We start from the raw sequence: 22,729 nt of genomic DNA on the forward strand, positions 1-22,729 counted from the left end.
CTGATAGCAGCATGTCCTGCGTCATCGGCATCGATGTCGGCACCACCTCGACGATCGGAATTCTGATCCAGCTTCCCGACCGCACGCTGGCGCTGGAGTCGCGACCGGCCGAGCTCCAATCGCCCCGTCCGGGGTGGGCTGAGGAAGATCCCGAGCAATGGTGGCGAAACGTCTGCGACATCACGCGCGCGCTGATCGCCAAGAGTGGCGTCGCGGCCAGCGATGTCGTCGCGATCGGCGTGGCGGGCATGCTCCCGGCGATCGTGCTGCTGGATGAACATGACCGGCTGCTGCGGCCAAGCATCCAGCAGAGCGACGGGCGCTGCGTCACCGAAGTCGAGGAGTTGCGGGCCGAAATCGACGACCACGTGTTTGCGCAGCACGCCGGCAACGGCCTCAATCAGCAATTGCTCGCCGCCAAGACGCGATGGATCGAACGGCACGAGCCCGAGGTCTTTGCCAAGATCGCAACCGTGTTCGGCTCCTACGACTACATCAACTTCCGCCTCACCGGCGAAAAGCGGATCGAGCAGAACTGGGCGCTGGAGGCCGGGTTGACCGATTTGCGGGCTGCCAAATTGAGCGCGTCGCTGATCGCCCACACCCATTTGCCCGAGCGCACCGTGCCGCGGCGGGCGATGTCGAGCGAGATCATCGGCGTCGTGACACCGGCCGCAGCGGCGCAATGCGGCCTCGCCGCCGGCACGCCTGTGGTGGGCGGCGCGGCTGATTTCATCGCCTCCGGGCTTGCGTCCGGCCTGTCGCGCCGCGGCGACTGCCTGTTGAAGTTCGGCGGCTCGGTCGACGTCCTCGCTATCTCCGAAAATGCGCGGCCGGACCCGCGGCTGTTCCTCGACTATCATCTGATGCCGGGCCTCTATGTCCCCAACGGCTGCATGTCGACCGGCGGATCCGGCCTCAACTGGTTCATCGCCAATTTCGCCAGTGGAGCAGCCGCGGAAGCCGGCGCGGCCGGCCTCAGCCCGCATCAATATCTCGATCGTATGGCCGCGCGCGTGCCGCCCCGCGCCGATGGTGTTGCCATCGTGCCGTATTTTCTGGGCGAGAAGACCCCGATCCATGACGCCGGCGCGAGAGGCATGATCTCCGGGCTCAGCTTCAGCCATGGCGTCGCGCATCTCTGGCGCGCGCTGCTCGAATCCTATGCCTACGCCATCCGTCATCACCTCGAGGTGTTTGCCGAGGCAGGGGCCGAGACCGTCCGGTTTCGGGCCTCCGACGGCGGTTCGAACAGTCTGACCTGGATGCAGATCGTCGCCGACGTGATCCAGAAGCCGCTGCAATTGTCTGCACAGCACCCCGGCTCTTGCCTCGGCGCCGCATGGACCGCGGCCATCGGCACCGGCCTCGCCGACGATTGGGGAGCGATCACAAACCTCACCGGCCACAGCCGGCGCATCGAGCCCAATCCTGCCAACGCCCAGGCCTATTCCGACGGTTACGCCGCCTTCCGCGAATTCTATGGTCGCATGCGCGGTTTCGATCACGGGGCAAGGGCGTGATGATCTCCGCGGTCGCCTGGGACATCGACGGGACACTGGTCGACAGCGAACCCTTGCATCATCAGGCGCTTCTAGACGCCTCGGCGAAGTTCAACGTCGATCTCGGCGACCTGCTGCCCCTCGCGTTCCGCGGCGTCCACATGGAAGATGTCTGGTCAAAACTCCGAAGCCGTTTTCCCGCAACAGTGACGCGTGCCGAATGGCTCGATGCGATCGAAAGCCGCTACATCGCAGGCAGCGACCGGCTGCGCCCGCTGGCGGGCGCGCGGGAGGCGATCCAGCGGCTCGATCGCGTCGGCATCCCGCAAGTCTGCGTCTCCAATTCCAGCCGGCGCATCGTCGACGCCAATCTCGCCACCCTGGGACTGCTGCCCTATCTGCAATTCTCGATCAGCCTGGACGACGTCGCCAACGGCAAGCCGCATCCCGAACCCTACACGATGGCAGCGCAGCGCCTCGGCGTCGAACCGCAGCGCCTGCTCGCCGTCGAGGACAGCCAAAGTGGCCTCGCATCGGCATCCGCTGCCGGCCTGCGCACCGTGGCGATCGGAGGTGAACCCGCTGATCATGCCGACTGGCTGATCGACAGCCTGACGGAGGTCGTCGATATTGTCCTGTCCCCGGCACGCAGTCAGCCGGGCAAAGCACGCGAGTAGTTCGAAGGAGCCATCGAGCGAGCCATGTACAAGATCGATCCCATCAACGACCGTCCATTCGCCGAGGAATTTCGCCGTCATCCGATCGGTGGACACAGCCCGGGGCTGACGCGCGTGCTGTCGATCCTGCGGGTCGATCCGACCGGCCATCAGGTCATCATCGTCTGCCGCAAGCCGTTTGCCAAATGGACGCTCGCAACAATGCCGCCCCGGCGCGCGGACCCGATCCGCTTCGAGGACGAGACCAGCTTTGCCACCCGCGAAGAGGCGGAATGGGAAGTGTTTCGGCGCCGATGGCGCGCTGCGACCGGCGAGAACCTCGATGGTAAATTGCAGGATTGAGATGCACACCGGTTCAATGGAAGGGCGTCGCGGATGCTGAAGGTTACGGGTTATCCCGATCGTTATTCCGTGGCACCCGGCGAGAAGATCGCCTTCAAGATTTCGCTTGAGGACGCTGACCAGTTCGAGGCTCGCATCGTTCGTGTCGTGCACGGCGATTGCAATCCGGAAGGGCCGGGACTGAAGTTCATCCACGTCCCCACCGCGCTCGACGGCCCACATCCCGGACGCAAGCAATCCGGCGACGCCGGCTCCTATATGGTCGTCGACGATGCGCCCGACCTCGGCGCGCGCGCCTTTACCTTTCTCGCAATCGTTTGGCCCACCCTCCCCGGGCGCGGCGAGCAAACGCTGTTTACACAATGGGATCCGGCGGCGCAGCGCGGCGTCTGGATCGGACTTTCGCCGCAGGGCTCCCTGACAGCAAGAATTTCCGCAGATGCCGGGCCCGTCGCGGAAGCGTCGACCGGCAAGTCCATGCTCACCCGGCAATGGTACGCGGTCGCCGTCTCGTTCGATCCCGCCACCGGCCAGTTACGGCTTGCCCAGCGCAATTTGCGGCGCTACGCGTACGTCGACGATTCTGGACACGCCGAAATATCGGCTCCGATGCCTCAGCAGTCTCCGCGGCTTTGGGCGCGAACCTTCCACCTTGCCGGACAGCCGGACCACGATGGCCGTGTCGACGCGCATTTCGACGGCAAGATCGAACGGCCGGTCCTGCTGGCAGGCATACATCCGATCGCAACGCACGAGCGATTGAGCGCGCATCCCGTGTCGCCTGATATCGCGGAGGCCATCATCGCGCGCTGGGATTTCGGTCGCGACATCGAGACCGACCGTGCGATCGATATCGGGCCCGACGGCCTGCACGGCCGCCTCGTCCATCTGCCGACCCGGGCGATGAGGGGATCGAACTGGGATGGCGAGATCCACGACTTCCGGCAACGCCCGGAGCAATACGGCGCCATCCACTTCCATCACGACGACGTCTATGACCTCGGATGGGAGACCAGCGTCGAGGTCGTGCTTCCCGACGATATCCGCAGCGGGCCCTACGCGCTGCATGTGTCCTGCGGCGACAATGACGAGAACGCCACGCGCGAGGATTATCTCGCCTTCTTCATTCGCCCGCCGCGCGGCGCGCGTCTGGGCCGCGCGCGGCCGAAGGTGGCATTCCTCGCGCCGACCGCCTCCTACCTCGCTTACGCCAACCATGGCGAGCACATCACCGCCCGCGGCGCCGAGTTGCAGATGAACCGCCTGCTGACGTTCGGACACGCGGACGCCCATCTCTACGATCACCCCGAACTCGGCGGCTCGCTCTACGATTGCCACGCCGACGGCTCCGGCGTCTGCTATTCAAGCCGGCTGCGCCCGGTGCTGAACTTCTCGGCACGTTACCATTCCTGGCTCGGCGGCCACGGTTCGGCGCTGTACCAGTACAACGCCGACACGCATTTGTTCGACTGGCTCGAGCACAAGGGCGTCGACTACGACGTCATCACCGACGAAGATTTGCATGAGGACGGCTACGCGCTGATCAAGGACTACCAGGTCATCTTGACGGGAACCCATCCCGAATACCATTCGACGCCGATGTGGGATGCCATGAAGGCCTGGATCGATCGCGGCGGCCGCCTGATGTATATGGGCGGCAACGGCTGGTATTGGCGGATCGCGTTCCACAAGACGCTGCCCGGCGTCATCGAGGTCCGTCGCGCCGAGGACGGCATCCGGACCTGGATGGCCGAGCCGGGCGAATATCATCATTCCTTTACCGGCGAGCTCGGTGGATTGTGGCGCCGCATCGGGCGGCCGCCGAACCTGATCTGCGGTGTCGGGTTCATCGCCCAAGGCTTCGACGTCTCCGGCTTCTACCGTCGCGCGCCCGACGCCGCCGATCCGCGCGCCGCCTTCATCTTCGAGGGCGTCGAGGACGAGATCATCGGCGATTTCGGCTTGATCGGCGGTGGCGCCGCGGGCATCGAGCTGGACTGCCTGACGACCGAGCTCGGCTCCCCACCCAACATGCTGCGGCTCGCCTCCTCCGACGGCCATTCCCCGATGATGCTGCTCGTCAACGAGGAGTTCGGCGTCGTGCCGCCCAACCTCGGTGCCGACGTCAACCCGCGCGTCAAGGCCGACCTCGCCTTCGGCGAAACAGCTTCGGGCGGAGCCTTGTTCTGCACGTCATCGATCGCCTGGTGCGGGTCGCTGTCGCACAATAAGTATGACAACAACATTTCCAGGATCACCTGGAACGTGCTGTCTCGCTTTCTGAAGGACCAGGATTTCTCAACGTGACGCCTTTCGGCGGTTCTCATTTCTCGCTCAGCGTCCCGTCAATGGCAGAGCCAAACCTCACCCAGCTCTGACCATCGAACTTCTGCAATTGCATCTGCTCGATCGGGTAGTGGTCGGTTGACGTTGTGCTCAGCGTGACGTCCGGAAGCAGCATATCGAGATGAACCTGGTTCAACGCCTCAGCCTGCCTCATGATGTTGGCGCGTGTAAGGTCATCCTTGCACTGCTTGAGTATTCCGACCAGCGCCTGGGCGGCGTTGTATCCATAGACCACATAGAAATTGTCTTTGTCTTCTCCCGGCATGTATTTGACGATGAATTCGGAGAATCGCTTCAAACCGGGGTCGTCTTTCCAGGCCGCATCGGCAGGATCCTTGCTGTAACTCGCGGTGATGATGTCCTTTGCGTTTTCGAGGCCGGCGGGTTTTAGGACGGCGCTGATCGATTGCGAGTTGCCATGCAGGATATGCACCGGCTTCCAGCCGATCTCCGCCGCTTTCTTGATGGCTTGCGCCGCAAACTTCGCCGAGGCGAAATTGACGAAGATGCTGGCGCCCGAGAATTTCAGCTTCACAAGTTCGGAGTCGATCGTCGGCGCGCTCGTCTCATACGTGACTTCGGCGACAATATTGCCGACCGCGTCGCCGAGACCGTCCTTCAAGCCCTTGATATTGTCCCGTCCGAAGTCGTCATTGGACGAGAGAACCGCAATCTTTCCGCCGGGATAATTTTCGTGCAGGTACCTGCCATAGATGCGTGTCTCGCTCTGGTAGCTTGGCTGCAAGCCCATCGACCAGGGATATGTCTTGTGATCGCCGAAGATCGTTCCTCCGGCCGCGATGAACAGTTGTGGCACCTTCTTGGCGTTGACATATTTGATGACCGACATGGTGGTCGGCGTACCGAGTTGATTGAAGAGAAGCAGAACCTCGTCGCTTTCGATCAATTTGCGCGTCTGCTCCACCGTCTTGGGAGGGCTATAGGCATCATCGTAGGAAATGAACTCGATCTTGCGTCCGTTAACGCCACCCTGTTCGTTGATCATCTTGAAGTAGGCGCTTTCCGTTCTGGCGATAATGCCATTCGAGGAGAGCGGCCCGCTGTAGGGAGCCGTATTGCCAATCTTGATGATCGTATCGGATGCGCCGGGATCGTACCGCTTCTCTTGGGCGCTGCCAGGCGCTGTAAGGGCCAATCCGATAAAGATCGTCAGCGCGATAGCGCGCGCGTGTCTGGACATCTCTCGCCTCGCAGTTTTTGATGTTCGATCGACAATCGGCCAGGCCGTTAAGCCGTCTTCAAGTCGAAGTCGAAACGAGTTCCCCACGTCGTCAACTGCTCGATTGTCCACACCCGAGGACGTTGGGGATACGCCTCATGCCAGGGCCGCGGCTCGAAAATGTTGAGCTCCGGAACGAGTACGTCCATGTCGGAATAGAGCTCGATCAGAAACCGGCTCGGGTCGTAATGATAGGAAGCGAGGTTGTGGCCCGCAGTGTGCCGCGACGGCCCCCAGAGGATGGGATGGTTTTCCTTTGCAAGAAAATCGGCCACATCATGATGCGCGGCGCGGCTGCGCAGCTCAAACGCAAGGTGATGAAGCCTGGTTTCTGGCGCACCGATGACGTTGAGGACGTGATGATCGTGGTTACAGGTCAGGAACGTCGCGATCCCCTCGAACCAATCGGTGGTGCGGAACCCGATGGCCGAACAGAACTCCACGAATTTGTCGGCCTCCGGCGTGATCAGGGCAACGTGTCCAAGACGCGTTGGAACGACGCCCGAGGTACGGAAGCCGGGGCCAGGCATGGCCATCTCCGGCAACAAATGGAGCGTGTGCCCCGCAACGACGACCTCGACCAGGGCCGGAACGCCCGGCCGCGCGTCGCTCTTCTTCTCCGGAGAGAGACCGAGGCCGCGCAGTGACCGGACAGTCTCGTCGGCCGCTTCTTGTTCGATCCTCAGGCCGAGCGCCGTGAGGCGCTTCTGGGGCGCCGGCTTGATGGTGATGTTGTGGTGATCGAGACCGAGGCTGAAATACGCGCGGCCGTCGGATCCGCGCTCGGCAGGAGTCGCTCCGAGCACGCGGTCGTAATATACGACCTCCTGCTCCGCGTCAGGCGTATCGAGATCGACGTAGGCGATTTGGAAAGCGCGGGTCATGGTTTTTCCTCCAGCGTCGCCACGACGGCTTCTGCGTCGTAGCCATAAAGTCGGTTCATAGCCTCAGAACTGCCGCGCACACCTCGCGTGGCGAAGAGGTGGTCCCTCTCGAGCTGTTGTGGTCCGTCCTGCAGGTGGAAGCTCGTGGAATTGGCACGAGACCTTTCCTGCACCTCGGTCGCACGCGGCTTGCGCAATGTGACGTAAGCCCGAAACGCCGACGGAATGTCGAAGGCAACGTGTTTCAGGCAGGCCGCCAGCGCGGCACCGTCCTCGATGGCCTGCGCTGCCCCCTGCGCCATGTAAGGCAGCATGGGATGGCACGCGTCACCCAGCAGCGCGACACGCCCCTGCGTCCATGCCGGGAGCGGATCGCGATCGAACAACGCCCATTTGAACGTCTCGTCGACTGCGTTGATGATCGTCGCGATCTGCTTGTGCCACCCCTCATACTTCCTCGCCGCATCGGAGACCGAACCGCGGTCGGACCATTGTTCCCGCGTCCAGGTCGCCTCTTCGCTAACCGCCACAAAGTTCAGGAATCGACCTGAGGAAACGAAGTAGTGGACAAAGTGTCCGCCCGGACCCACCCAGTTCGTGACATCGAGCGGAAGGCCGAGATGCGCGACACGTTCGGCAGGCGCGAGTCCCCTGTACGCGATCTGCCCCGAGAACCGCGGCTTTTCCACGCCGAATAGCCGCTCGCGAACCTGGGAGTGGATTCCGTCCGCCCCGATGAGGAGATCGCCGCGCTCGGATGTGCCATCCTCGAAGCGGGCGGTCACGCCCGCTTCATCTTGCTCGACATCGACCAGACGCCGTCCAAGCTTGATCTCCTTGCGACCGAATGCGTCCGCCAGAAGGGCGATGAGGTCAGCTCTGTGGAAATGGTAGTAAGGCGACCCGTAACGGTTCTCGATGGCATCGCCCAGTCCTTCGCGCCCCAGGACACGACCGTCTTGCCAGCGACGAAACACGACCGAGGAAGGGCGAACGGCGGCTCGCGCCATGGCGTCGCCGAGCCCGTAGCGGCCCAGCAGCCGGGAGACATTGGGGCTGATCTGAATGCCCGCGCCAACCTCGCGTTGCGCCATCGTCTGCTCGAACAGGGAAACGTCGAGGCCGGCCCGGCGCAACGCGATGGCGGCGGCCGTACCGCCGATACCAGCGCCGATCACCAGGGCATGAAGCGGCCTCACCGTTCCGCCCCCCAGCCGAGAGCCGTCGCGAGGATCGTGTCGGCGTTTGGCATCTTGCTGCCCGTTCCGCGCCACGCAATGTGATGGTCGGGCCGCACGAGCAGCATGTCCTGTCCATAGACGCCCTTCAGATCGGGTTCGTCGAGTTGCAAGATCGACAGCGGAATCTTCTGTCGCGCCGCAGCGTTGACAAAGGGCGACAGATCGCGCCTTCGGAAATCGATCAGCGTGAAATATGTGCCCAGTCGATCATAGAGCACCGTCCCGTCCTTCAGGAACGTGCTGGGCAAGCGGGCGCCAGGCGTGGTTGTCGGCTTGTAGATAGCCGGATCAAACGCAAAGGGTGTCGCCGACTCGTCCGCGACGATCGGCGATCCCTGATAGATAAAGCCGTGTTCGATCCCGAACCATTCGTTCTCCGCGTTGCCAAGCTTGGCGATCCCTGCACCGACTTCCGCCCGGCGCCCGGGATCTTCGCTGTTATCGCCTTCCAACAGGCCTCCATAGGCTTCGGCAATCTGCATTCGCACCTGCATGTGGCGCCCGGATGCGTCGCGATTTCGTGCCGCGACGGGGCGCCGCTCGATTTCATACGACGCGAGGAGGCCGGGTCCACCGAAGCCCTGGAGCGTCGCCGCCAGTTTCCAACCGAGGTCGACGGCATCGCCGACCCCGGAATTCATCCCATAGCCGCCTGTCGGGATGAACTGATGCGCGGAGTCGCCTGCGAGCAGGACGCGTCCCTTGCCATAGCTTTCGGCGACCAGCAGGTGCGGCGTCCACACGTTCGCGACCAGAATCTCAAAGGGGAATGGTCGGCCGGCATAGGCCTCGACGAGCGCGCGTGGATCGAGCTTGGTCGCGTCCTGGCCGGGAAATACAGGCACGTGAACGGTCCAGATGTCATCGTCATTCTGGGCGATCATCGTTCCGAGCGGCGACTGGTAGTGCCAGGCAACGCCCCAGCGCTGCAGCAGATCTCGCTCGGTCGATCGAAAGTGGATCATATAGAGTTCACCGACGCGCGCCTGTCCCTCCAGCTGGATGCCCAGCCCCGCCCGAACGCGGCTGGTACCGCCGTCACAACCGATGAGATATTGACAGCTGACCTGCTCCTGGGCGCCACTTCCCTGCTCCCGCAGATGCGCGACGACACGATCATCCTTCTCCTCGAAGCTTTCGAAGGCGACGCCGAACCTCACCTCGACTTCCGGACGAGCATCGATGGATTTCTTCAGAACGGGCTCGATCTCGATCTGTGAGACGCGCATCGGAGGCTCGAGCGGTTGGGTGCCGTCGTTCTTGATGCGGATTTGCTTTCGAAACTCGCTCGGTGCCATGTATCGAAAACGATGCAGCTCATGTCCGGCGAGACTTGTGATCCAGGAAACGTCGAAAGGATGATCTTCCGGCACAGCGACTTTTCGCAATGCCTCTGACAGGCCGAACCGACGGAAAAGCTCCATGCTGCGGCTGTTGGTGATGTCCATCTTCGGGTGGCGGGTCGTCGTCGCATTCCGCTCGACCAACATCGAGCGGATTCCGAAATGGGCCAGGACGTTCGCAAGCGTCATCCCGACGGGACCACCACCTGCAATCAGAACTGGAACTGATTTCATTGTTTCCTCCCACTACGACCGGCGAACGATCTACGTCGTCCTGCCGACACTGAATCCTGAATCCGCGAGTGACACAATCACTCGTGGGTCAGGCCGCAGCGCGCGCCGCGCCTTCAGCTTCCTGCGCGATTGGATTGCGCAGAACGCCCAATCCCTCGATCTCGATCTCACAGACGTCGCCGGGCTTCATATAGAGAGGCGGCTTGCGTGCAGCGCCGACGCCGGACGGCGTGCCGGTCACGATGATGTCTCCCGGGAACAACGTGATGCCCACGCTGATCAGCGCGACCAACGTTGCGACATCGAAGATGAGATCGGAGGTCGACGCCTTCTGCATCACGATTCCGTTCAATCTCGTCTCGAGTTTCAGGCCGCCGGCACCGGACGGAAGTTCGTCGGCAGTCACGAACGCGGGCCCAAACGCGCCGGTGCCGTCGAAATTCTTGCCGATGGTCCATTGCGGCGTACGAAACTGATAGTCCCGGATCGTACCATCATTGAAAATCGAATATCCGGCGACATGATCCAGAGCCTTCGACTGGGCGATATGGCGGCCGCCGCGCCCGATCACCGCGACAAGCTCTCCTTCGTAGTCGAGCGCCTCCGAGACATTCGGTCGCACGATCGGCGCGCCGTGTCCGATGAGGCTCGACGAGAACCGGGCAAAAAGTGTGGGGTAGTCAGGCTGCTGGATGCTGCTCTCGGCCGTGTGGTCCGCGTAGTTCAATCCCACACAGATGATCTTGCCGGGTGAGGACAGCGGCGGAAGGAACGTCACTGCTTCCGGATCGATCGGCTGCCCCTTGAGAAGTGCGGTCGCGAGATCCTTCAGTCCGTCCCGTCCGCTGCCAAGCGCGATATCGAGCCGACTACGTGCTCCGCCATCATCAAGTCCCCAATGCCGACCGGCCTGATCGGCCACCGCGAGGCCGCGCGTTCTGTTTTTCTCATAGGCGATGAAGCGCATGGGGCGTTTTCCTCCGTGTGCGATCTTCTATATCACACAAAATGCATATTACAATATAAAATGCATTATTTCTGAAGTATGCACATTTAGAAGTGACTCCTGTCATTGCGTCCGCTATGGCTATGAGCACCATGGAATCACCCACGAGCCTCACCCACGGCGCCTATGCGGAGCTTCGCTCCGAACTGCTCGCGTGCAACTTCGCGCCCGGAGAGAAGCTGAAGATCGACGATCTGTGCCGTCGCTTTGAGGTCGGCTCGAGCGCCGTGCGTGAGGCGCTGTCGCGCCTCGCATCGGAGGGGTTTGTCGTCAGCGAACCGCAGCGAGGATTCCGTGTCGCACCGCTATCGGTCGATGCCCTTCGCGATCTCACCGACGTCAGATGCAGCATTGAGGCGCTGTGCCTTCGAGGTGCGATCGAGAAAGGTGGACTCGAGTGGCAATCGCAGGTCGTCGCCGCCCTGCACCGTCTGACGCATACGCCGGTATGGGCCGACAAGGCTGCGCGTCGCTATAGCAACGAATATGCGAAGGCTCACGAGACCTTTCACGAAATCCTCGCAGCAGGATGCGGCAGCCCCTGGCTTCTTCATTTGCGAGCGGTGCTGTTCAATCACTCTGCACGCTACCGGTGGTTTACCGGTCCCTTGTCCAAGGTGGATCGAGACCTCGATAAGGAACATCGCGAGATTGCGGAGGCGGCTTTGTCGCGGGACGGCGAACGCGCGGTCGCACTGATGAACGCGCACTTGCAACTGACCGCAAAAATCGTCCTCGACGCTGTATCGTTCGAGCGCGAGCCGACTGCAAAATCCGCAAAGACAAAACCAGGCAAGGCTCACGCGCCTGAAAGCCCGCGTCGAAAACGCATGCGCGGTGCATCATCCGCCTGAGGATGTACGGCCGGGTCGCCAGGTCCTGATGGCACCGCGCCGGGGCGTCACTCCGCCTTGGCCTGCTCCCGCGGCACGGCGTCGACACTCGTCTGAGGCCGTCCCCTGCCCGTCGTTGGGCGACGGCTGCGCTGCGCCAGGTACTGGTCGGCGAGCACGCCGATCAGGATCACCGTCCCCATAACCGCGAAGTTGAGCGAACTCGGGATGCCCAGCAGGTTGACGAGGTTTTGCAGCACCTGGAGCAACACGGTGCCGAGCACGACGCCGATGATCGATCCCTCGCCGCCGCGCAGCGAGCAACCGCCGAGCACCGCGGCGGCGATGGCGTAGAGCTCATAGAAGGAACCGTGGACCGCCGGCGAGATCGACCGCGTGTACATCGCAATCAGGATCGCGGAGAACGCCGTCAGTCCGCCGCAGATGATGTAGGCGGAGATGACGACGCGGTTGGCGCGGATGCCGGAATAGCGCGCCGCCTCCTCGTTCTTGCCGACCGCATAGAGGTAACGCCCGAACACGGAGCGGTGCAGCACCACCCAGGCAACCACCGTGACGATGATCAGCGCCACCACGCTGTGCGGCAGCGGAAAGCCCAGCACATTGGTGCGGCCCGCGGCCAACCATTCCAGGGTCGGAAAGCTCGCGCCGAAGCCAAAGCCGGCGGTGGCATCCTCGGTGTAGTAGCGCGCGGCGCCGCGGTAGATCAGCAAGCCGCACAGCGTGACCACGAAGGGCTGGATGCGCGCCTTGGTGACGAGCAGGCCATGCACCACGCCAATCGCAAGCCCGCCGGCGACGACAATGGCCACGGCTGCAATCCAGTTGACGTCGCGATTGACGATCAGGTCGATGAACAGAACGCCAAGCAGCGCGATCACCGATCCGACCGACAGTTCGATTCCACCGGTGATGATGACAAAGGCCTCGGCGATCGAGAAAATGCCGAACAGCCCGACCTGGTTGGCGGTGTTGGAAAGATTGCCGACCATCACGAAGCGCGGATTGATCAAGGCGACGACGCCGCCGACCACCAGGATCAGGACGAGGAGGCTCAGGTCTTTCTTGCGCAAGGTTCCCTCGCCTATATTGTGTGGCCGACCGCGAGCTGCAGCACATTGTGCTCGCTGAACTGGCTGCGATCAAGAAACCCCGAGATTGCGCCCTCGCGCATGACAGCGATGCGATCGCTGATCCCGATGACCTCCTCCATGTCGCTCGAGATCATCAGGATCGCGACGCCGGAATCGGCAAGGCGGCGCAGTATGTCGTAGATCTCCTGCTTGGCCCCGACGTCGACACCGCGCGTCGGCTCGTCGAAGATCAGCACCTTCGGCCGCATCGAGAGCCATTTGGCGAGCACGATCTTCTGCTGATTGCCGCCGGACAACGAGCCCGCGACATTGGTCACATCAGGAGTGCGGATCCTGAGGCGCTCGCACTGGCGGTGTGCGTTCTCGGTCTCGCGCGCGGTGGTGACCAACCAGAAGCGCTGGTAGGATGCGAGATTCGGTAACGAGATGTTTTCGGTAATCGAGACGTCGAGCAGCAGGCCCGAGCGTTTGCGGTCCTCGGGAACCAGATAGATCCCACGCTGGATCGCCGCGCGCGGCTCGGCGATGCGGATCGGTTCACCGTTGAGCTTGATAGCACCGCCGCGAAGCGGATCGATCCCGAAAATGGCGCGGGCAAGCTCGGTGCGTCCGGAGCCGACCAGCCCGGCCAGACCGAGGATCTCGCCGCGGCGGACCGACAGGCTTACGGCGCGGCCCGGGTAGGTGTCAGTCACGGCATCGACGATTTCGAGCACGCTGTCGCCGGGCGGGGCCGCCGGTGGGACATACAGGGATTTGAGGTCACGCCCGATCATCAGGCGGATCATCGCGGCCGGCGCAAGCTCGGCGCGGGTCAGCGCGCCGACCATGTGCCCATCGCGTAACACCACCGCCCGGTCGGCGCATTGCATCACCTCATTCAGCCGGTGCGTGATGAAGATGACGCTGACACCGTCGGACCGGAGCCCGGCGATGACCCGCATCAGACGGTCGGTCTCGGTCAAGGTCAGGCTGGAGGTCGGCTCGTCCATGATGACAAGGCGCGCATCGAGCGAGAGCGCCTTGATGATCTCGACGAGCTGGCGCTGGGCCAGCGACAATTCGGCGAGCGGCGCATCGGGCCTGAAATCGACTTCAAGGCGATCGAGCAGCGGCTGCACCTGGGCATGCAGCCGCTTGCGGTCGATCAGTTTCAGCGGCCCACCATGCAGCGGCTCGCGGCCGATATAGACGTTGCCGGCAACGTCGAGATTGTCGAACAGATTGAGTTCCTGATGGACGAAGGCGATACCTGCCTTGATCGCATCAGCCACCATGAGCGACCGCCGCGCGACGCCGTCGACCCGGATGATGCCGCCGCTCGGCTCGACCACACCGCCAAGCACGCGCATCAGCGTCGACTTGCCGGCGCCGTTCTCGCCGATCAGGGCAATCACCTCACCGCGCGACACCGACAAGCTGACGTGGTCGAGCGCGACCACGCCGGGATAGATCTGGCTGATGTCGACCAGTTCGAGGAACGGCTCCGGCATTGGCGGCTGCACCGGGAGCAGCGCTGACATTCCCGACTTTACTTATGAAGCATCTGCTTCATCTGGCCCATGAAGTCGTCGACGTTCGACTTGTCGATGACCTTGCCGGGAACGATGATGATGCCACCAGCTGGAATGCCCGACTTGTCACCTTCGAGATATTTCGCCATCAGCTTCATGCCCTGATAGCCCCACTCGAACGGCTGCTGCACGACGGTGCCGACGATGCTGCCTTCCTTGACGCCGCCGAGCGTGATCGGATCCTCGTCAAATCCGATGATCTTGATCTTGTCGAGCTTGCCGGCCTCCTTCAACGCCTCGTAGATGCGCGGCGTGTTGTAGGAGTAGAAGCCGACCAGGCAGCTCACGTCGGGCATGGCAGCGATAATGTCTTCGACATTGCGCTTGGCACGGGTCTGGTCGATCTCGTCGCCTCTGACATCGACAAGCTCGACTTTCGAGCCCTTGATCGTTTCCTTGACGCCTTCGATGCGCTCACGCGCGTTGTCGGCTCCGGGCAGGCCGACGAAGCCGACGCACTTGCCGCCGTTCGGCAACGCCCTCAGCATCATCTTGCCGGCTTCCTTGCCGAGATCGGTGTTCGACGAACCGATATAGGCGACGCGCTTCGATTGGGGGGCGTCGCTGTCGGTGGTGAACAGCACGGTCTGGGAGGCGACCTTGTTCAACTGCTCGGTCTGGTTCTTTGGATCAACCGAGCTGACCATGATTCCGGCGGCGCCTGCCGCCACCAAATCGTCCATCACCCGCTGCTGCACCGCAGCGGCCGCCTGTTCCGGATATTTGAACTGAAGGTCGTATTTGGGCAACTCGCCCTGCGCCTTCTTCACGCCGGCTTCGGCGATCTTCCAGAAATCGGAGGCGCCGTTGACGACGAAGGCCAGAACCTTCTTGTCGGCCGCATTCGCGGAACCTGGACCAAACGCCATTACCAACGCAACCGACGCCGCCGAGAGCAGAAGACGCTGCATCACATTCCTCCCTGTGGTTAGCCGTCTATGCGGCCAACTCGTCATCCTTAGCGAATGCCCATCTCTGCAACCCGCAAGGCGTAGCTGCCATCCGCATTCGCGGAAAAGGCGCAGCGTCGTCAGCTCGGCCCGAGGGAAGAGAAATGAGGCACGCATCTTAAGGTAGCTGAAGCGCAGTAGGCGCGCAACAGCAAGCGCGTCGCCCGTACAGCACGACCGGCCAACATTCTTGACCCACACTACGGAACTGCAAAGTCGTTGCTCAGCCCCGCGTTGCGCGCGTGCCTGCCTTCGGCGTCTTGCGGTCGTTCGCAAGGCCGCTCGCGAACCCCTGCGTCGCCGCAATCAGCGCCTCGATCCCTCGCGACGACCTCGCCTTGTTGGGCTTCGCCAGTTCCTGCAGCAATAGCCCGTCGATGCCGGCCAGCATGAAGCGCGCGACATCGGCGCATCCGGCGGCATCGAGCTCGCCGGTTCGCGCGGCGACGCCTTGCAGGATGTCCTGATAAAGCTTGATGTAGGCGTCATACTGATAGGTGGCGAGCCCGGTCGCGTCATCGCGCCGCAGCGCGTAAAGCGTAAGCTCATACTGCACGATTTGCAGATCGAGGGTCAGCGTCAGATAACGCCAGCCGGCGTGCAGGGATTCACGGATGCACGCGGCAATGTCGGCGGTGTCGCCGGTTTCCTCGCGCAGCGCTGCGGTGGTCTCGTCGATCAGATGTTCGAGAACGGCCAGCAGCAGCGCGCTCTTGCTGTCGAAATGATAGTGCAGCGTGGCGAGGCGGACGCCGGCACCGGCCGCGATATCCCGCGTCGTCGTCGCGGCGACGCCCCCGGTTCCGAGCGCCTGCAAGGCCCCCTCGATGATCTGGCGGCGGGTGCGCTCGCCTTTGGCGCCGACCTGCTCACGTCCTACAGTTGTCATCATCCACTCCGATGCGCGCAGCGATTGTCGATGCCGTGCCGCACAAATTTGCATGTTGCACAAAATTGGTCATTTGACCAATTTTGGTCGTTGTGCCTAGGATGCCCCCGTGAGCGCCGCGCCCCCGAGGGAACAAGGAACAGAGGAACAGAAAATGTCCGTAGCAGCCGCTCGAAACAACGACACGCTGACACGTCACGTCGTCTACCCCTTCGCCAACGCCAATTTCCTCGCCGAGAACCCGCCAATCTGCATCGAAGGTGGCGAGGGTGTCTACGTCACGGACGGCCAGGGTGGCCGCTATCTCGACGGACAGGCGGGGCTCTGGAACGTCAATGTCGGGCATGGCCGGCCCGAGATCAAACAAGCGATCATCGAGCAACTGGACAGGCTGAGCTTCTATTCGACCTTCGGCAACACCACCAACAGTCCGTCGGTGGCGCTGGCGGAAGAACTCTGCCGGCTCGCTGCGCCGGAAGGCATGGTCCGCACGTTCTTCTCGTCCGGCGGCTCGGAGGCGAACGAAGCCGCGATCAAGCTCGCCAAGCAATACTGGCGCCTCGCCGGCCAGCCGCTGCGCACCAAGATCATCTCGCTGCGCGGCGCCTATCACGGCGTGACGCTCGGCGCGCTGTCGGCCGGCGGCGTCAATGTCTACAAGGAGCAGTTCACGCCGCTGCTGCCGGGATTCTTCCAGGTCGAGACGCCGCATGTCTATCGCAACCCGTTCACGTCGGATCCGGAGGCGCTCGGCCGTCTCTGCGCTGAACTGCTTGAGCGCGAGATCATATATCAGGGGCCGGACAGCGTTGCAGCCTTCATGGCCGAGCCGGTGCAGGGCGCCGGAGGCGTGATCGTGCCGCCGGCAAACTTCTGGCCGCTGCTGCGCGAGGTCTGCGACCGGCATGGTGTGCTCCTGATCGCCGACGAGGTCGTCACCGGCTTCGGCCGTTGCGGCAGCATGTTCGGCAGCCGCGCTTGGGGCGTGAAGCCCGATATCATGGTGTTCGCCAAGGGCATCAACAGCGGTTACGTCCCGCTCGGCGCCACGCTGATCAATGCCAAGGTGGCGGCCGCCTTCCAGTCGGACGACAAATCGCAATTCACGCCGCGCGCCTTCATGCACGGCAACACCTATGCCGGCCACCCCCTCGCCTGCGCCGCCGCGATCGCCAACCTGCGCATCGTCGAGCAGGAGGAGCTTCCGGCCAATGCCGGCAAGGTTGGCGCCTATCTGCTGGCGCGCCTAAAGGACATCCAGACGCGCCATCCCAACATCGGCGACGTGCGCGGCAAGGGTCTGATGGTCGGCATCGAGCTGGTCGCCGATCCCGAGACCAGGCGTCCGTTCGATCTCGCGGAAAACTTCGGCGCGCGGATTTGGGACCGCTGCGTGGCCAAGGGCATCCTGATCCGCAACCTTGCCGATACCTTCATTATCTCGCCGCCGCTGACCTTCACGACCGAGCACGCCGACAAGATCGCGGACACCTTCGACGAGGCGATCAGTGCGGTCGAATAGAGCAGCACAAGGCCGGCACGCGCTTTAGGAAGGGATGGCTCGCATGGTGACTGGGTTCGTCTGCCATGAACTTTACATGTGGCACAACACCGGCAACTGGGCGCAGGTGTTTCCTCCCGGATTGACGATCCAGCCTGGTACCCATGCGGAGAATCCGGAGACCAAGCGCCGTTTCCGCAACCTGGTCGAGGTGAGCGGCCTGCTCGATCATCTCGTGCAGTTCAAGCCGCGCCCGGCAACTGTGTCGGAGGTCGCCCGCGTCCACACGTCCGACCACATTGCGCATATCAAGCGCCTCAGCGACGCCGGCGGCGGCGATGCGAGCGAACTGACGCCGCTCGGCGCCGGCAGCTACGAGATCGCGCTGCTGGCGGCCGGTGGCGCCATCGTCGCAGGCGAAGCGGTGGCCTCGGGCGCGGTCGAGACCGCCTATGCGCTGATCCGGCCGCCGGGACATCATGCCAAGCCGGATCTCGGCATGGGCTTTTGCCTGTTCTCCAACGCCGGCATCGCGATCCGCCATCTGCAGGCGGCCGGCCAGGTCTCGCGCGTGGCCGTGGTCGACTGGGACGTGCACCACGGCAACGGCACCCAGGCGGTGTTCTACGAAGACCCCAGCGTGCTGACGATCTCGCTGCATCAGGACAATCTGTTTCCGCCGAACTCCGGTTCGCTTGCCGAGACCGGCGCCGGAGCGGGCGAAGGCTACAACATCAATGTACCGCTGCCGCCGGGATCGGGCATTGGCGCCTATCGCAGCGCGTTCGAACGCGTGGTGCTCCCTGCCCTCCATCGCTTCCGGCCTGACATGATCGTGGTAGCGTCAGGCTTCGATGCGTCGGGGGTCGATCCGCTCGGCCGCATGATGCTGTCGTCGGCGGCCTATCGCGAGATGACACGCATGCTGCTCGCAGCCGCAAGATCGCTGTGCGGCGGCCGTATCCTGATGACGCATGAGGGCGGCTATTCGGAGATGTATGCCCCCTATTGCGGGCTCGCCGTTCTCGAGGAACTCTCCGGCGTCAAGACACATATCGCAGACCCCTGGGAGCCACTGATGGCGGCGTGGGGCGGCAACGATCTGCAACCGCATCAGGCTGCAGTGATCGATGCGGCCGCAGCGCTCGTGACTCGATTTCCTGCTGCGGGTTGAGTCGACGATGCGGTTCGCGGAATGAGTTTGTTCGATGCCAGTTTTCTCGATGTCATGGCATAGTTCCTGCAACAACCGCCACGCATCGCTCGCTTTCGAGAGAGGCGCCGGATTGTCCGCGCCATAACGAGGGGTACTGACGATCATGCTTGACCGACGCTCACTTCTTGGCGGCGTTGCCGCCGGCGCAGGCTCGATTGCAATGCTGACGAGTCTCAACAATGGCGCGCGGGCCGCGGGCGGCCCGATCAAGATCGGCTCGGCGCTGCCGATGTCGGGATTTGCCGCCGCAGATGGCGTCGAGTTCAAGAACGGCCTCACTCTGGCCGCGGAAGAAATCAACGCCGCCGGCGGCATCCTCGGACGTCCGATCCAGATCGAGATCGAGGACACCAAGGAGATGGGCGCCGATATCGTGACCCAGGCCATGCAGCGCCTGATCGATCGCCATTCGGCGACCGCGATCATCAACGGCTACAACGTCGGCACCAACATGGTGGAGATGGACGTCGCGGCCGACAACGACGTCATCTTCGTTCACTACAACACGCTGATCTCGCACAACACCAAATTCCTCAGCGATCCGCAGCGCTATTATTCCTGCTTCCAGGGCGACCCGCCCGAGTTCTACTACGGCCCGGGCTTCCTGTTGTTCCTGAAGTCGCTGATCGACAGCAAGCAGTGGAACCCGCCGAACAAGAAGATCGCGATCATCCCCTCCGCGAACGAGTATTCGATCGTGATCGCCAACGCGATCCGCGACCGCGTCAAGGAATTCGGCTTCGAGCTCGGACTCTACGAGACCGTCCCCTTCCCGACCAATCAATGGGGACCGACGCTTGCAAAACTTCGTCAGGATCCGCCGGCCGCGATCGCCGTGACGCACTTCCTGCCGCAGGATCTGGCGCAGTTCATGACCCAGTTCCTGCCGGAGCCAACGCAGAGCCTTGTTTATATGCAATACGGGCCGTCACTGCCCGCCTTCCGCGAGATCGGCAAGGAAGCGATCAACGGCGTGATCTATTCCACGGTGATCGGCTGCCTGCCCGACGACTTCTCCGCGGCCTATCGCAAGACTTATCGCGAGAAGTTCGGCGCCAACTCCGCCTACATCACGGGGTCGCAGACCTATGACGGTCTCTGGCACTACGCATTGTCGGCGTCGATCGCCGGCGGTGCGGGCGAGTCCGGCAACAAGGAGCAAACCCACAAGGTGTCTGAAGCCATGAAGCGGCTGATCTACCGCGGCGTCAACGGCATCTACCATGCCGATCCGAAGGGCCAGTCGGCCTATTGCTATCCGACCCAGATCAAGGACCCTTCGCTCGGCATGGCGCATCAGTTCCTGCAGCACCAGGACTACCGCACCGATCCCAAGCTGATCGCGCCGCCGCTCTACGCGACGGATACGATGAAGCTGCCGCCCTGGATCAAAGTGTAAGAGACAAGACGTGACTCCTTCTCAACAGACGAACGGTCCACTGCTCGTCTGCGAAGGCGTGACCAAGACCTTTGGCTCGCTTCGTGCGGTGGACGGTCTTTCGCTGACCGTTCGCCCCGGCGAAGTGGTCGGTCTCGGTGGTCCGAACGGCGCGGGCAAGACGACGTTCTTCGACGTCGTCACCGCCGTCACCCCGATCACTGAGGGCCGTATCCTGTTCGCGGGACGCGATATCACCGGCCTTGCGGCCCACGAAGTGTGCCGCGCCGGCATCGCCCGCACGTTCCAGCTCAACGCAGCCTTCGACAGCCTGTCGGTGCGGGAGAACATCGAGGTCGCCGCCCATTTCGGCCACGACGCCAGACGTTTCCCCGGCTTTGCGATCAGCCGTGCAGCCCGGCAGCGTGCCTCCGCGGCGCTCGATCTCGTCGGCCTGCCGGGCCGCGAGCGCATCGCGCGGGACCTGCCGGTGCTGGACCGCAAGCTCTTGATGATCGCAGGCGCGGTCGCGACCTCGCCCCAGTTGCTCCTGCTCGACGAACCCGTCGGCGGTCTCAGCCCATCGGAGGTCGACCGGATCGGCGAGGTGGTGAAGCGGCTGTCGGCATCGGGCATCGCGATCCTCATGATCGAGCACGTGATGCGCTTCCTGCTCTCGCTCTCGACGCGTGTCGTGATCATGCACCACGGCAAATCAATCTTCGAAGGCGCGCCATCGGCGGTCGCCGACGATCAGACCGTGGTGGAGACCTATCTCGGCAAGGCCGCGACCAAACGGCTCAAGGCCTTTTTCGTCAAACAGCCGGAGATGATCGCTCATGGCTGAGGCGCCGGATACACCCTGCCTTGCCGTCAACGGCCTGGTCACCGGTTACGATGCCCGCAACGTCCTCACCGGCGTGTCGCTGTCGCTCAAGTCAGGCGAACTCGTGACCGTCGTCGGTCCGAACGGACACGGCAAGTCGACACTGCTGCGTGCGATCTCCGGCCTGCTTCCGGTTCGCAAGGGTTCGGTGTCGCTGAATGGCAAATTGATCTCCGGGCTGCCGGCACATCGCGTCGCGGCGAACGGCGTGATCCATGTACCGCAGGGCGATCTGCTGTTTTCAGGCATGAGCGTGCTGGAGAATCTCCTGATGGGCGCCTATCTCGATTCCGACCGCGCGGCGGTGGCCAAACGCCTCGACGAGGTGTTCAACCTGCTGCCCAAGCTTGCCGAGCGGCAGAGGCAGATTGCCGCCAGTCTTTCCGGCGGCGAGCGACGCATGGTCGGCATCGGCCGCGGCCTGATGATGAAGGGCACGGTGATGCTGATCGATGAGCCGTCGCTCGGCCTCGCCCCGATCATCATCGAGCAGATCTACGAGGTGATCACGCGGCTCAAGGCAAGCGGCCGCACCATCCTGCTGGTCGAGGAAAATCCGGCACGCGTCGCCGATATCGCCGATCGCATTCATTTGCTCGACAACGGCGCCTTCGTCTGGTCGGGCGAACCGGCCGTCCTGCTCGAACGCGACGAGCTTCTCGCAACCTATCTCGGAGGCTGACGATTTGGAGATCATAGGACCGGTCCTCGTCTCCGGAATTACCACCGGCGCGCTCTACGCACTGGCAACCCTCGGCCTTTCGCTGGTCTGGGGATCGCTCGGCATGCTCAACATGGCGCACGGCACGCTGCTGACGATAGGTGGCTACGCGGCGTTCACGGCCGCCAGCCAGCTTGGTTTGCCGGTCCCGCTTGCGGTGCTCGCCGCGATTGTTGTCGGAGGCCTGATCGGCGCCTTGATCTTTGTGCTGGTCGCCTATCCGCTGTCGCGCCGCAGCCCCGAGACCTTCGAGACCACGATCATGATCGCGACATTCGGTGTCGCACTGACCTTGGAGAACACCGTGTTGCGGCTCTATGGCGGCCAGCCGCTGGGGCAGCCGCTCTCGGTCCCAGGTGCGATCAGCCTCGGTGCCTTCGTTCTGCCCTGGCAAAACCTCATCATCATCGTGAGCGCCATCGCCCTGATGGGTGCCACCGCCTTATTCCTCACCCGCACCAAGACGGGCCGGGCCATTCGCGCCACCGCGCAGAATCCGGATGCGGCGAAACTGATGGGCGTACCGGTCGCGCAAGTCTATCTTCAGGTCCTGATCCTGTCGGGCATGCTGGCCGGCGTCTGCGGCGTGCTGGTGTCATCGATCACCCAGCTCTCGCCTTCGCTCGGCGCCGACCCGATGCTGAAGGCCTTCATCATGTGCGTGGTGGCGGGGCTCGGCAATTTGCCCGGCGCGATTATCACGTCCTTCGGTCTCGCCATCGTCGAAGCGCTGGTCCAGTTCCTGGCCGGCGCGCGATGGGGTTTCCCGGCTCTGCTCGCCATCGTCATCCTGGTCCTCATTCGCCGGCCCGGCGGACTGTTCGGCCGGGTCGACGTGCGACGTCTGTGAG

At 63.1% G+C, this 22,729-nt stretch carries 19 protein-coding genes and 1 pseudogene; 11 read left to right on the forward strand and 9 right to left on the reverse strand.

Annotation, left to right across the window (positions count from 1 at the left end):
- Positions 1-11 precede the first annotated feature (11 nt).
- Genes UP10_RS02270 through UP10_RS02285 form a run of 4 tightly spaced genes read left to right on the forward strand, consistent with a single transcriptional unit; the run spans position 12 to position 4,828 of the window.
- Entirely contained in the window at positions 12-1,523 is a 1,512-nt protein-coding gene (locus tag UP10_RS02270; protein WP_044585773.1) for an FGGY-family carbohydrate kinase, read from the forward strand.
- Entirely contained in the window at positions 1,523-2,179 is a 657-nt protein-coding gene (locus UP10_RS02275; RefSeq protein ID WP_044585774.1) for an HAD family hydrolase, read from the forward strand. The genes UP10_RS02270 and UP10_RS02275 overlap by 1 nt, the downstream gene beginning before the upstream one ends.
- Positions 2,180-2,203: 24 nt before the next feature.
- Complete coding sequence (locus tag UP10_RS02280) at positions 2,204-2,521, forward strand: N,N-dimethylformamidase alpha subunit family protein (protein WP_044585775.1); 318 nt, start codon at positions 2,204-2,206, stop codon at positions 2,519-2,521.
- A 33-nt stretch (positions 2,522-2,554) separates the two neighbouring features.
- Positions 2,555-4,828: a N,N-dimethylformamidase beta subunit family domain-containing protein gene (locus UP10_RS02285; protein ID WP_044585776.1), complete on the forward strand. Its 2,274-nt coding sequence runs from the start codon at positions 2,555-2,557 to the stop codon at positions 4,826-4,828.
- A gap of 16 nt (positions 4,829-4,844) precedes the next feature.
- On the opposite strand, the gene UP10_RS02290 is transcribed toward UP10_RS02285, so the two are convergent.
- From UP10_RS02290 to UP10_RS02310, 5 genes are all read right to left on the reverse strand, one after another.
- A complete protein-coding gene (locus tag UP10_RS02290; RefSeq protein ID WP_044585777.1) occupies positions 4,845-6,068 on the reverse strand; it encodes an ABC transporter substrate-binding protein in 1,224 nt (407 codons plus the stop codon).
- Positions 6,069-6,115: 47 nt separating this feature from the next.
- Positions 6,116-6,991, reverse strand: coding sequence for a VOC family protein (locus UP10_RS02295; RefSeq protein WP_044585778.1), 876 nt, complete (start codon positions 6,989-6,991; stop codon positions 6,116-6,118).
- A complete protein-coding gene (locus tag UP10_RS02300) occupies positions 6,988-8,190 on the reverse strand; it encodes an FAD-dependent monooxygenase (RefSeq protein WP_044585779.1) in 1,203 nt (400 codons plus the stop codon). Before UP10_RS02300 ends, UP10_RS02295 begins: the two co-directional genes overlap by 4 nt.
- Entirely contained in the window at positions 8,187-9,809 is a 1,623-nt protein-coding gene (locus tag UP10_RS02305) for an FAD-dependent monooxygenase (protein WP_044585780.1), read from the reverse strand. The genes UP10_RS02300 and UP10_RS02305 overlap by 4 nt, the downstream gene beginning before the upstream one ends.
- Before the next feature lie 88 nt (positions 9,810-9,897).
- Positions 9,898-10,776 carry a fumarylacetoacetate hydrolase family protein gene (locus UP10_RS02310; protein ID WP_044585781.1) on the reverse strand — a complete coding sequence of 293 codons (879 nt, stop codon included), beginning with the start codon at positions 10,774-10,776 and terminating at the stop codon, positions 9,898-9,900.
- A 122-nt stretch (positions 10,777-10,898) separates the two neighbouring features.
- Between UP10_RS02310 and UP10_RS02315 the strand changes: the two genes are divergently transcribed.
- A complete protein-coding gene (locus UP10_RS02315) occupies positions 10,899-11,669 on the forward strand; it encodes a GntR family transcriptional regulator (protein WP_044585782.1) in 771 nt (256 codons plus the stop codon).
- Between the two features lie 47 nt (positions 11,670-11,716).
- Here UP10_RS02315 and UP10_RS02320 read toward each other — a convergent pair whose 3' ends face one another.
- The 4 genes from UP10_RS02320 to UP10_RS02335 form a co-directional block, all read right to left on the reverse strand.
- Positions 11,717-12,742, reverse strand: a complete 1,026-nt coding sequence (locus tag UP10_RS02320; RefSeq protein ID WP_044585783.1) for an ABC transporter permease — start codon at positions 12,740-12,742, stop codon at positions 11,717-11,719.
- An 11-nt stretch (positions 12,743-12,753) separates the two neighbouring features.
- Entirely contained in the window at positions 12,754-14,256 is a 1,503-nt protein-coding gene (locus UP10_RS02325) for a sugar ABC transporter ATP-binding protein (protein ID WP_044586131.1), read from the reverse strand.
- Positions 14,257-14,294: 38 nt separating this feature from the next.
- Positions 14,295-15,248 (reverse strand): sugar-binding protein, encoded by a 954-nt coding sequence (locus UP10_RS02330; protein ID WP_044585784.1) that lies wholly within the window; start codon positions 15,246-15,248, stop codon positions 14,295-14,297.
- A gap of 262 nt (positions 15,249-15,510) precedes the next feature.
- Complete coding sequence (locus UP10_RS02335) at positions 15,511-16,176, reverse strand: TetR/AcrR family transcriptional regulator (RefSeq protein ID WP_197086726.1); 666 nt, start codon at positions 16,174-16,176, stop codon at positions 15,511-15,513.
- A 154-nt stretch (positions 16,177-16,330) separates the two neighbouring features.
- Here UP10_RS02335 and UP10_RS02340 point away from each other — a divergent pair, with 154 nt between their 5' ends.
- The 6 genes and pseudogenes from UP10_RS02340 to UP10_RS02365 all read left to right on the forward strand — a co-directional run bounded on the left by UP10_RS02340 (position 16,331) and on the right by UP10_RS02365 (position 22,728).
- Positions 16,331-17,698, forward strand: coding sequence for an aminotransferase class III-fold pyridoxal phosphate-dependent enzyme (locus UP10_RS02340; protein ID WP_082076955.1), 1,368 nt, complete (start codon positions 16,331-16,333; stop codon positions 17,696-17,698).
- A gap of 43 nt (positions 17,699-17,741) precedes the next feature.
- Positions 17,742-18,851 (forward strand): histone deacetylase-like amidohydrolase, encoded by a 1,110-nt coding sequence (locus UP10_RS02345; protein WP_044585785.1) that lies wholly within the window; start codon positions 17,742-17,744, stop codon positions 18,849-18,851.
- 145 nt (positions 18,852-18,996) lie between these two features.
- On the forward strand, positions 18,997-20,292 hold the full coding sequence (locus UP10_RS02350; RefSeq protein WP_044585786.1) for an ABC transporter substrate-binding protein: 1,296 nt from the start codon (positions 18,997-18,999) through the stop codon (positions 20,290-20,292).
- A gap of 85 nt (positions 20,293-20,377) precedes the next feature.
- Positions 20,378-21,118: pseudogene (locus tag UP10_RS02355) on the forward strand (ABC transporter ATP-binding protein); the annotation flags it as partial.
- The gene (locus UP10_RS02360) at positions 21,111-21,839 is read left to right on the forward strand and encodes an ABC transporter ATP-binding protein (RefSeq protein ID WP_044585787.1); all 729 of its coding nucleotides are present in this window, start codon (positions 21,111-21,113) and stop codon (positions 21,837-21,839) included. The pseudogene UP10_RS02355 and the gene UP10_RS02360, both read left to right, overlap by 8 nt.
- 4 nt (positions 21,840-21,843) lie before the next feature.
- Complete coding sequence (locus UP10_RS02365; RefSeq protein ID WP_044585788.1) at positions 21,844-22,728, forward strand: branched-chain amino acid ABC transporter permease; 885 nt, start codon at positions 21,844-21,846, stop codon at positions 22,726-22,728.
- Position 22,729: the final 1 nt, after the last annotated feature.

The organism is Bradyrhizobium sp. LTSPM299 (assembly GCF_000938235.1).
Lineage (GTDB): Bacteria > Pseudomonadota > Alphaproteobacteria > Rhizobiales > Xanthobacteraceae > Bradyrhizobium.

What these genes read in the sequence shown, in the direction of transcription:
- UP10_RS02270 (WP_044585773.1), top strand. Translation starts at nt 12, where the DNA reads ATGTCCTGCGTCATCGGCATCGATGTCGGCACCACCTCGACGATCGGA.
- UP10_RS02275 (WP_044585774.1), top strand. Translation starts at nt 1,523, where the DNA reads ATGATCTCCGCGGTCGCCTGGGACATCGACGGGACACTGGTCGACAGC.
- UP10_RS02280 (WP_044585775.1), top strand. Translation starts at nt 2,204, where the DNA reads ATGTACAAGATCGATCCCATCAACGACCGTCCATTCGCCGAGGAATTT.
- UP10_RS02285 (WP_044585776.1), top strand. Translation starts at nt 2,555, where the DNA reads ATGCTGAAGGTTACGGGTTATCCCGATCGTTATTCCGTGGCACCCGGC.
- UP10_RS02290 (WP_044585777.1), bottom strand. Translation starts at nt 6,068, where the DNA reads ATGTCCAGACACGCGCGCGCTATCGCGCTGACGATCTTTATCGGATTG.
- UP10_RS02295 (WP_044585778.1), bottom strand. Translation starts at nt 6,991, where the DNA reads ATGACCCGCGCTTTCCAAATCGCCTACGTCGATCTCGATACGCCTGAC.
- UP10_RS02305 (WP_044585780.1), bottom strand. Translation starts at nt 9,809, where the DNA reads ATGAAATCAGTTCCAGTTCTGATTGCAGGTGGTGGTCCCGTCGGGATG.
- UP10_RS02310 (WP_044585781.1), bottom strand. Translation starts at nt 10,776, where the DNA reads ATGCGCTTCATCGCCTATGAGAAAAACAGAACGCGCGGCCTCGCGGTG.
- UP10_RS02315 (WP_044585782.1), top strand. Translation starts at nt 10,899, where the DNA reads ATGAGCACCATGGAATCACCCACGAGCCTCACCCACGGCGCCTATGCG.
- UP10_RS02325 (WP_044586131.1), bottom strand. Translation starts at nt 14,256, where the DNA reads ATGCCGGAGCCGTTCCTCGAACTGGTCGACATCAGCCAGATCTATCCC.
- UP10_RS02330 (WP_044585784.1), bottom strand. Translation starts at nt 15,248, where the DNA reads ATGCAGCGTCTTCTGCTCTCGGCGGCGTCGGTTGCGTTGGTAATGGCG.
- UP10_RS02335 (WP_197086726.1), bottom strand. Translation starts at nt 16,176, where the DNA reads ATGACAACTGTAGGACGTGAGCAGGTCGGCGCCAAAGGCGAGCGCACC.
- UP10_RS02340 (WP_082076955.1), top strand. Translation starts at nt 16,331, where the DNA reads ATGTCCGTAGCAGCCGCTCGAAACAACGACACGCTGACACGTCACGTC.
- UP10_RS02345 (WP_044585785.1), top strand. Translation starts at nt 17,742, where the DNA reads ATGGTGACTGGGTTCGTCTGCCATGAACTTTACATGTGGCACAACACC.
- UP10_RS02350 (WP_044585786.1), top strand. Translation starts at nt 18,997, where the DNA reads ATGCTTGACCGACGCTCACTTCTTGGCGGCGTTGCCGCCGGCGCAGGC.
- UP10_RS02360 (WP_044585787.1), top strand. Translation starts at nt 21,111, where the DNA reads ATGGCTGAGGCGCCGGATACACCCTGCCTTGCCGTCAACGGCCTGGTC.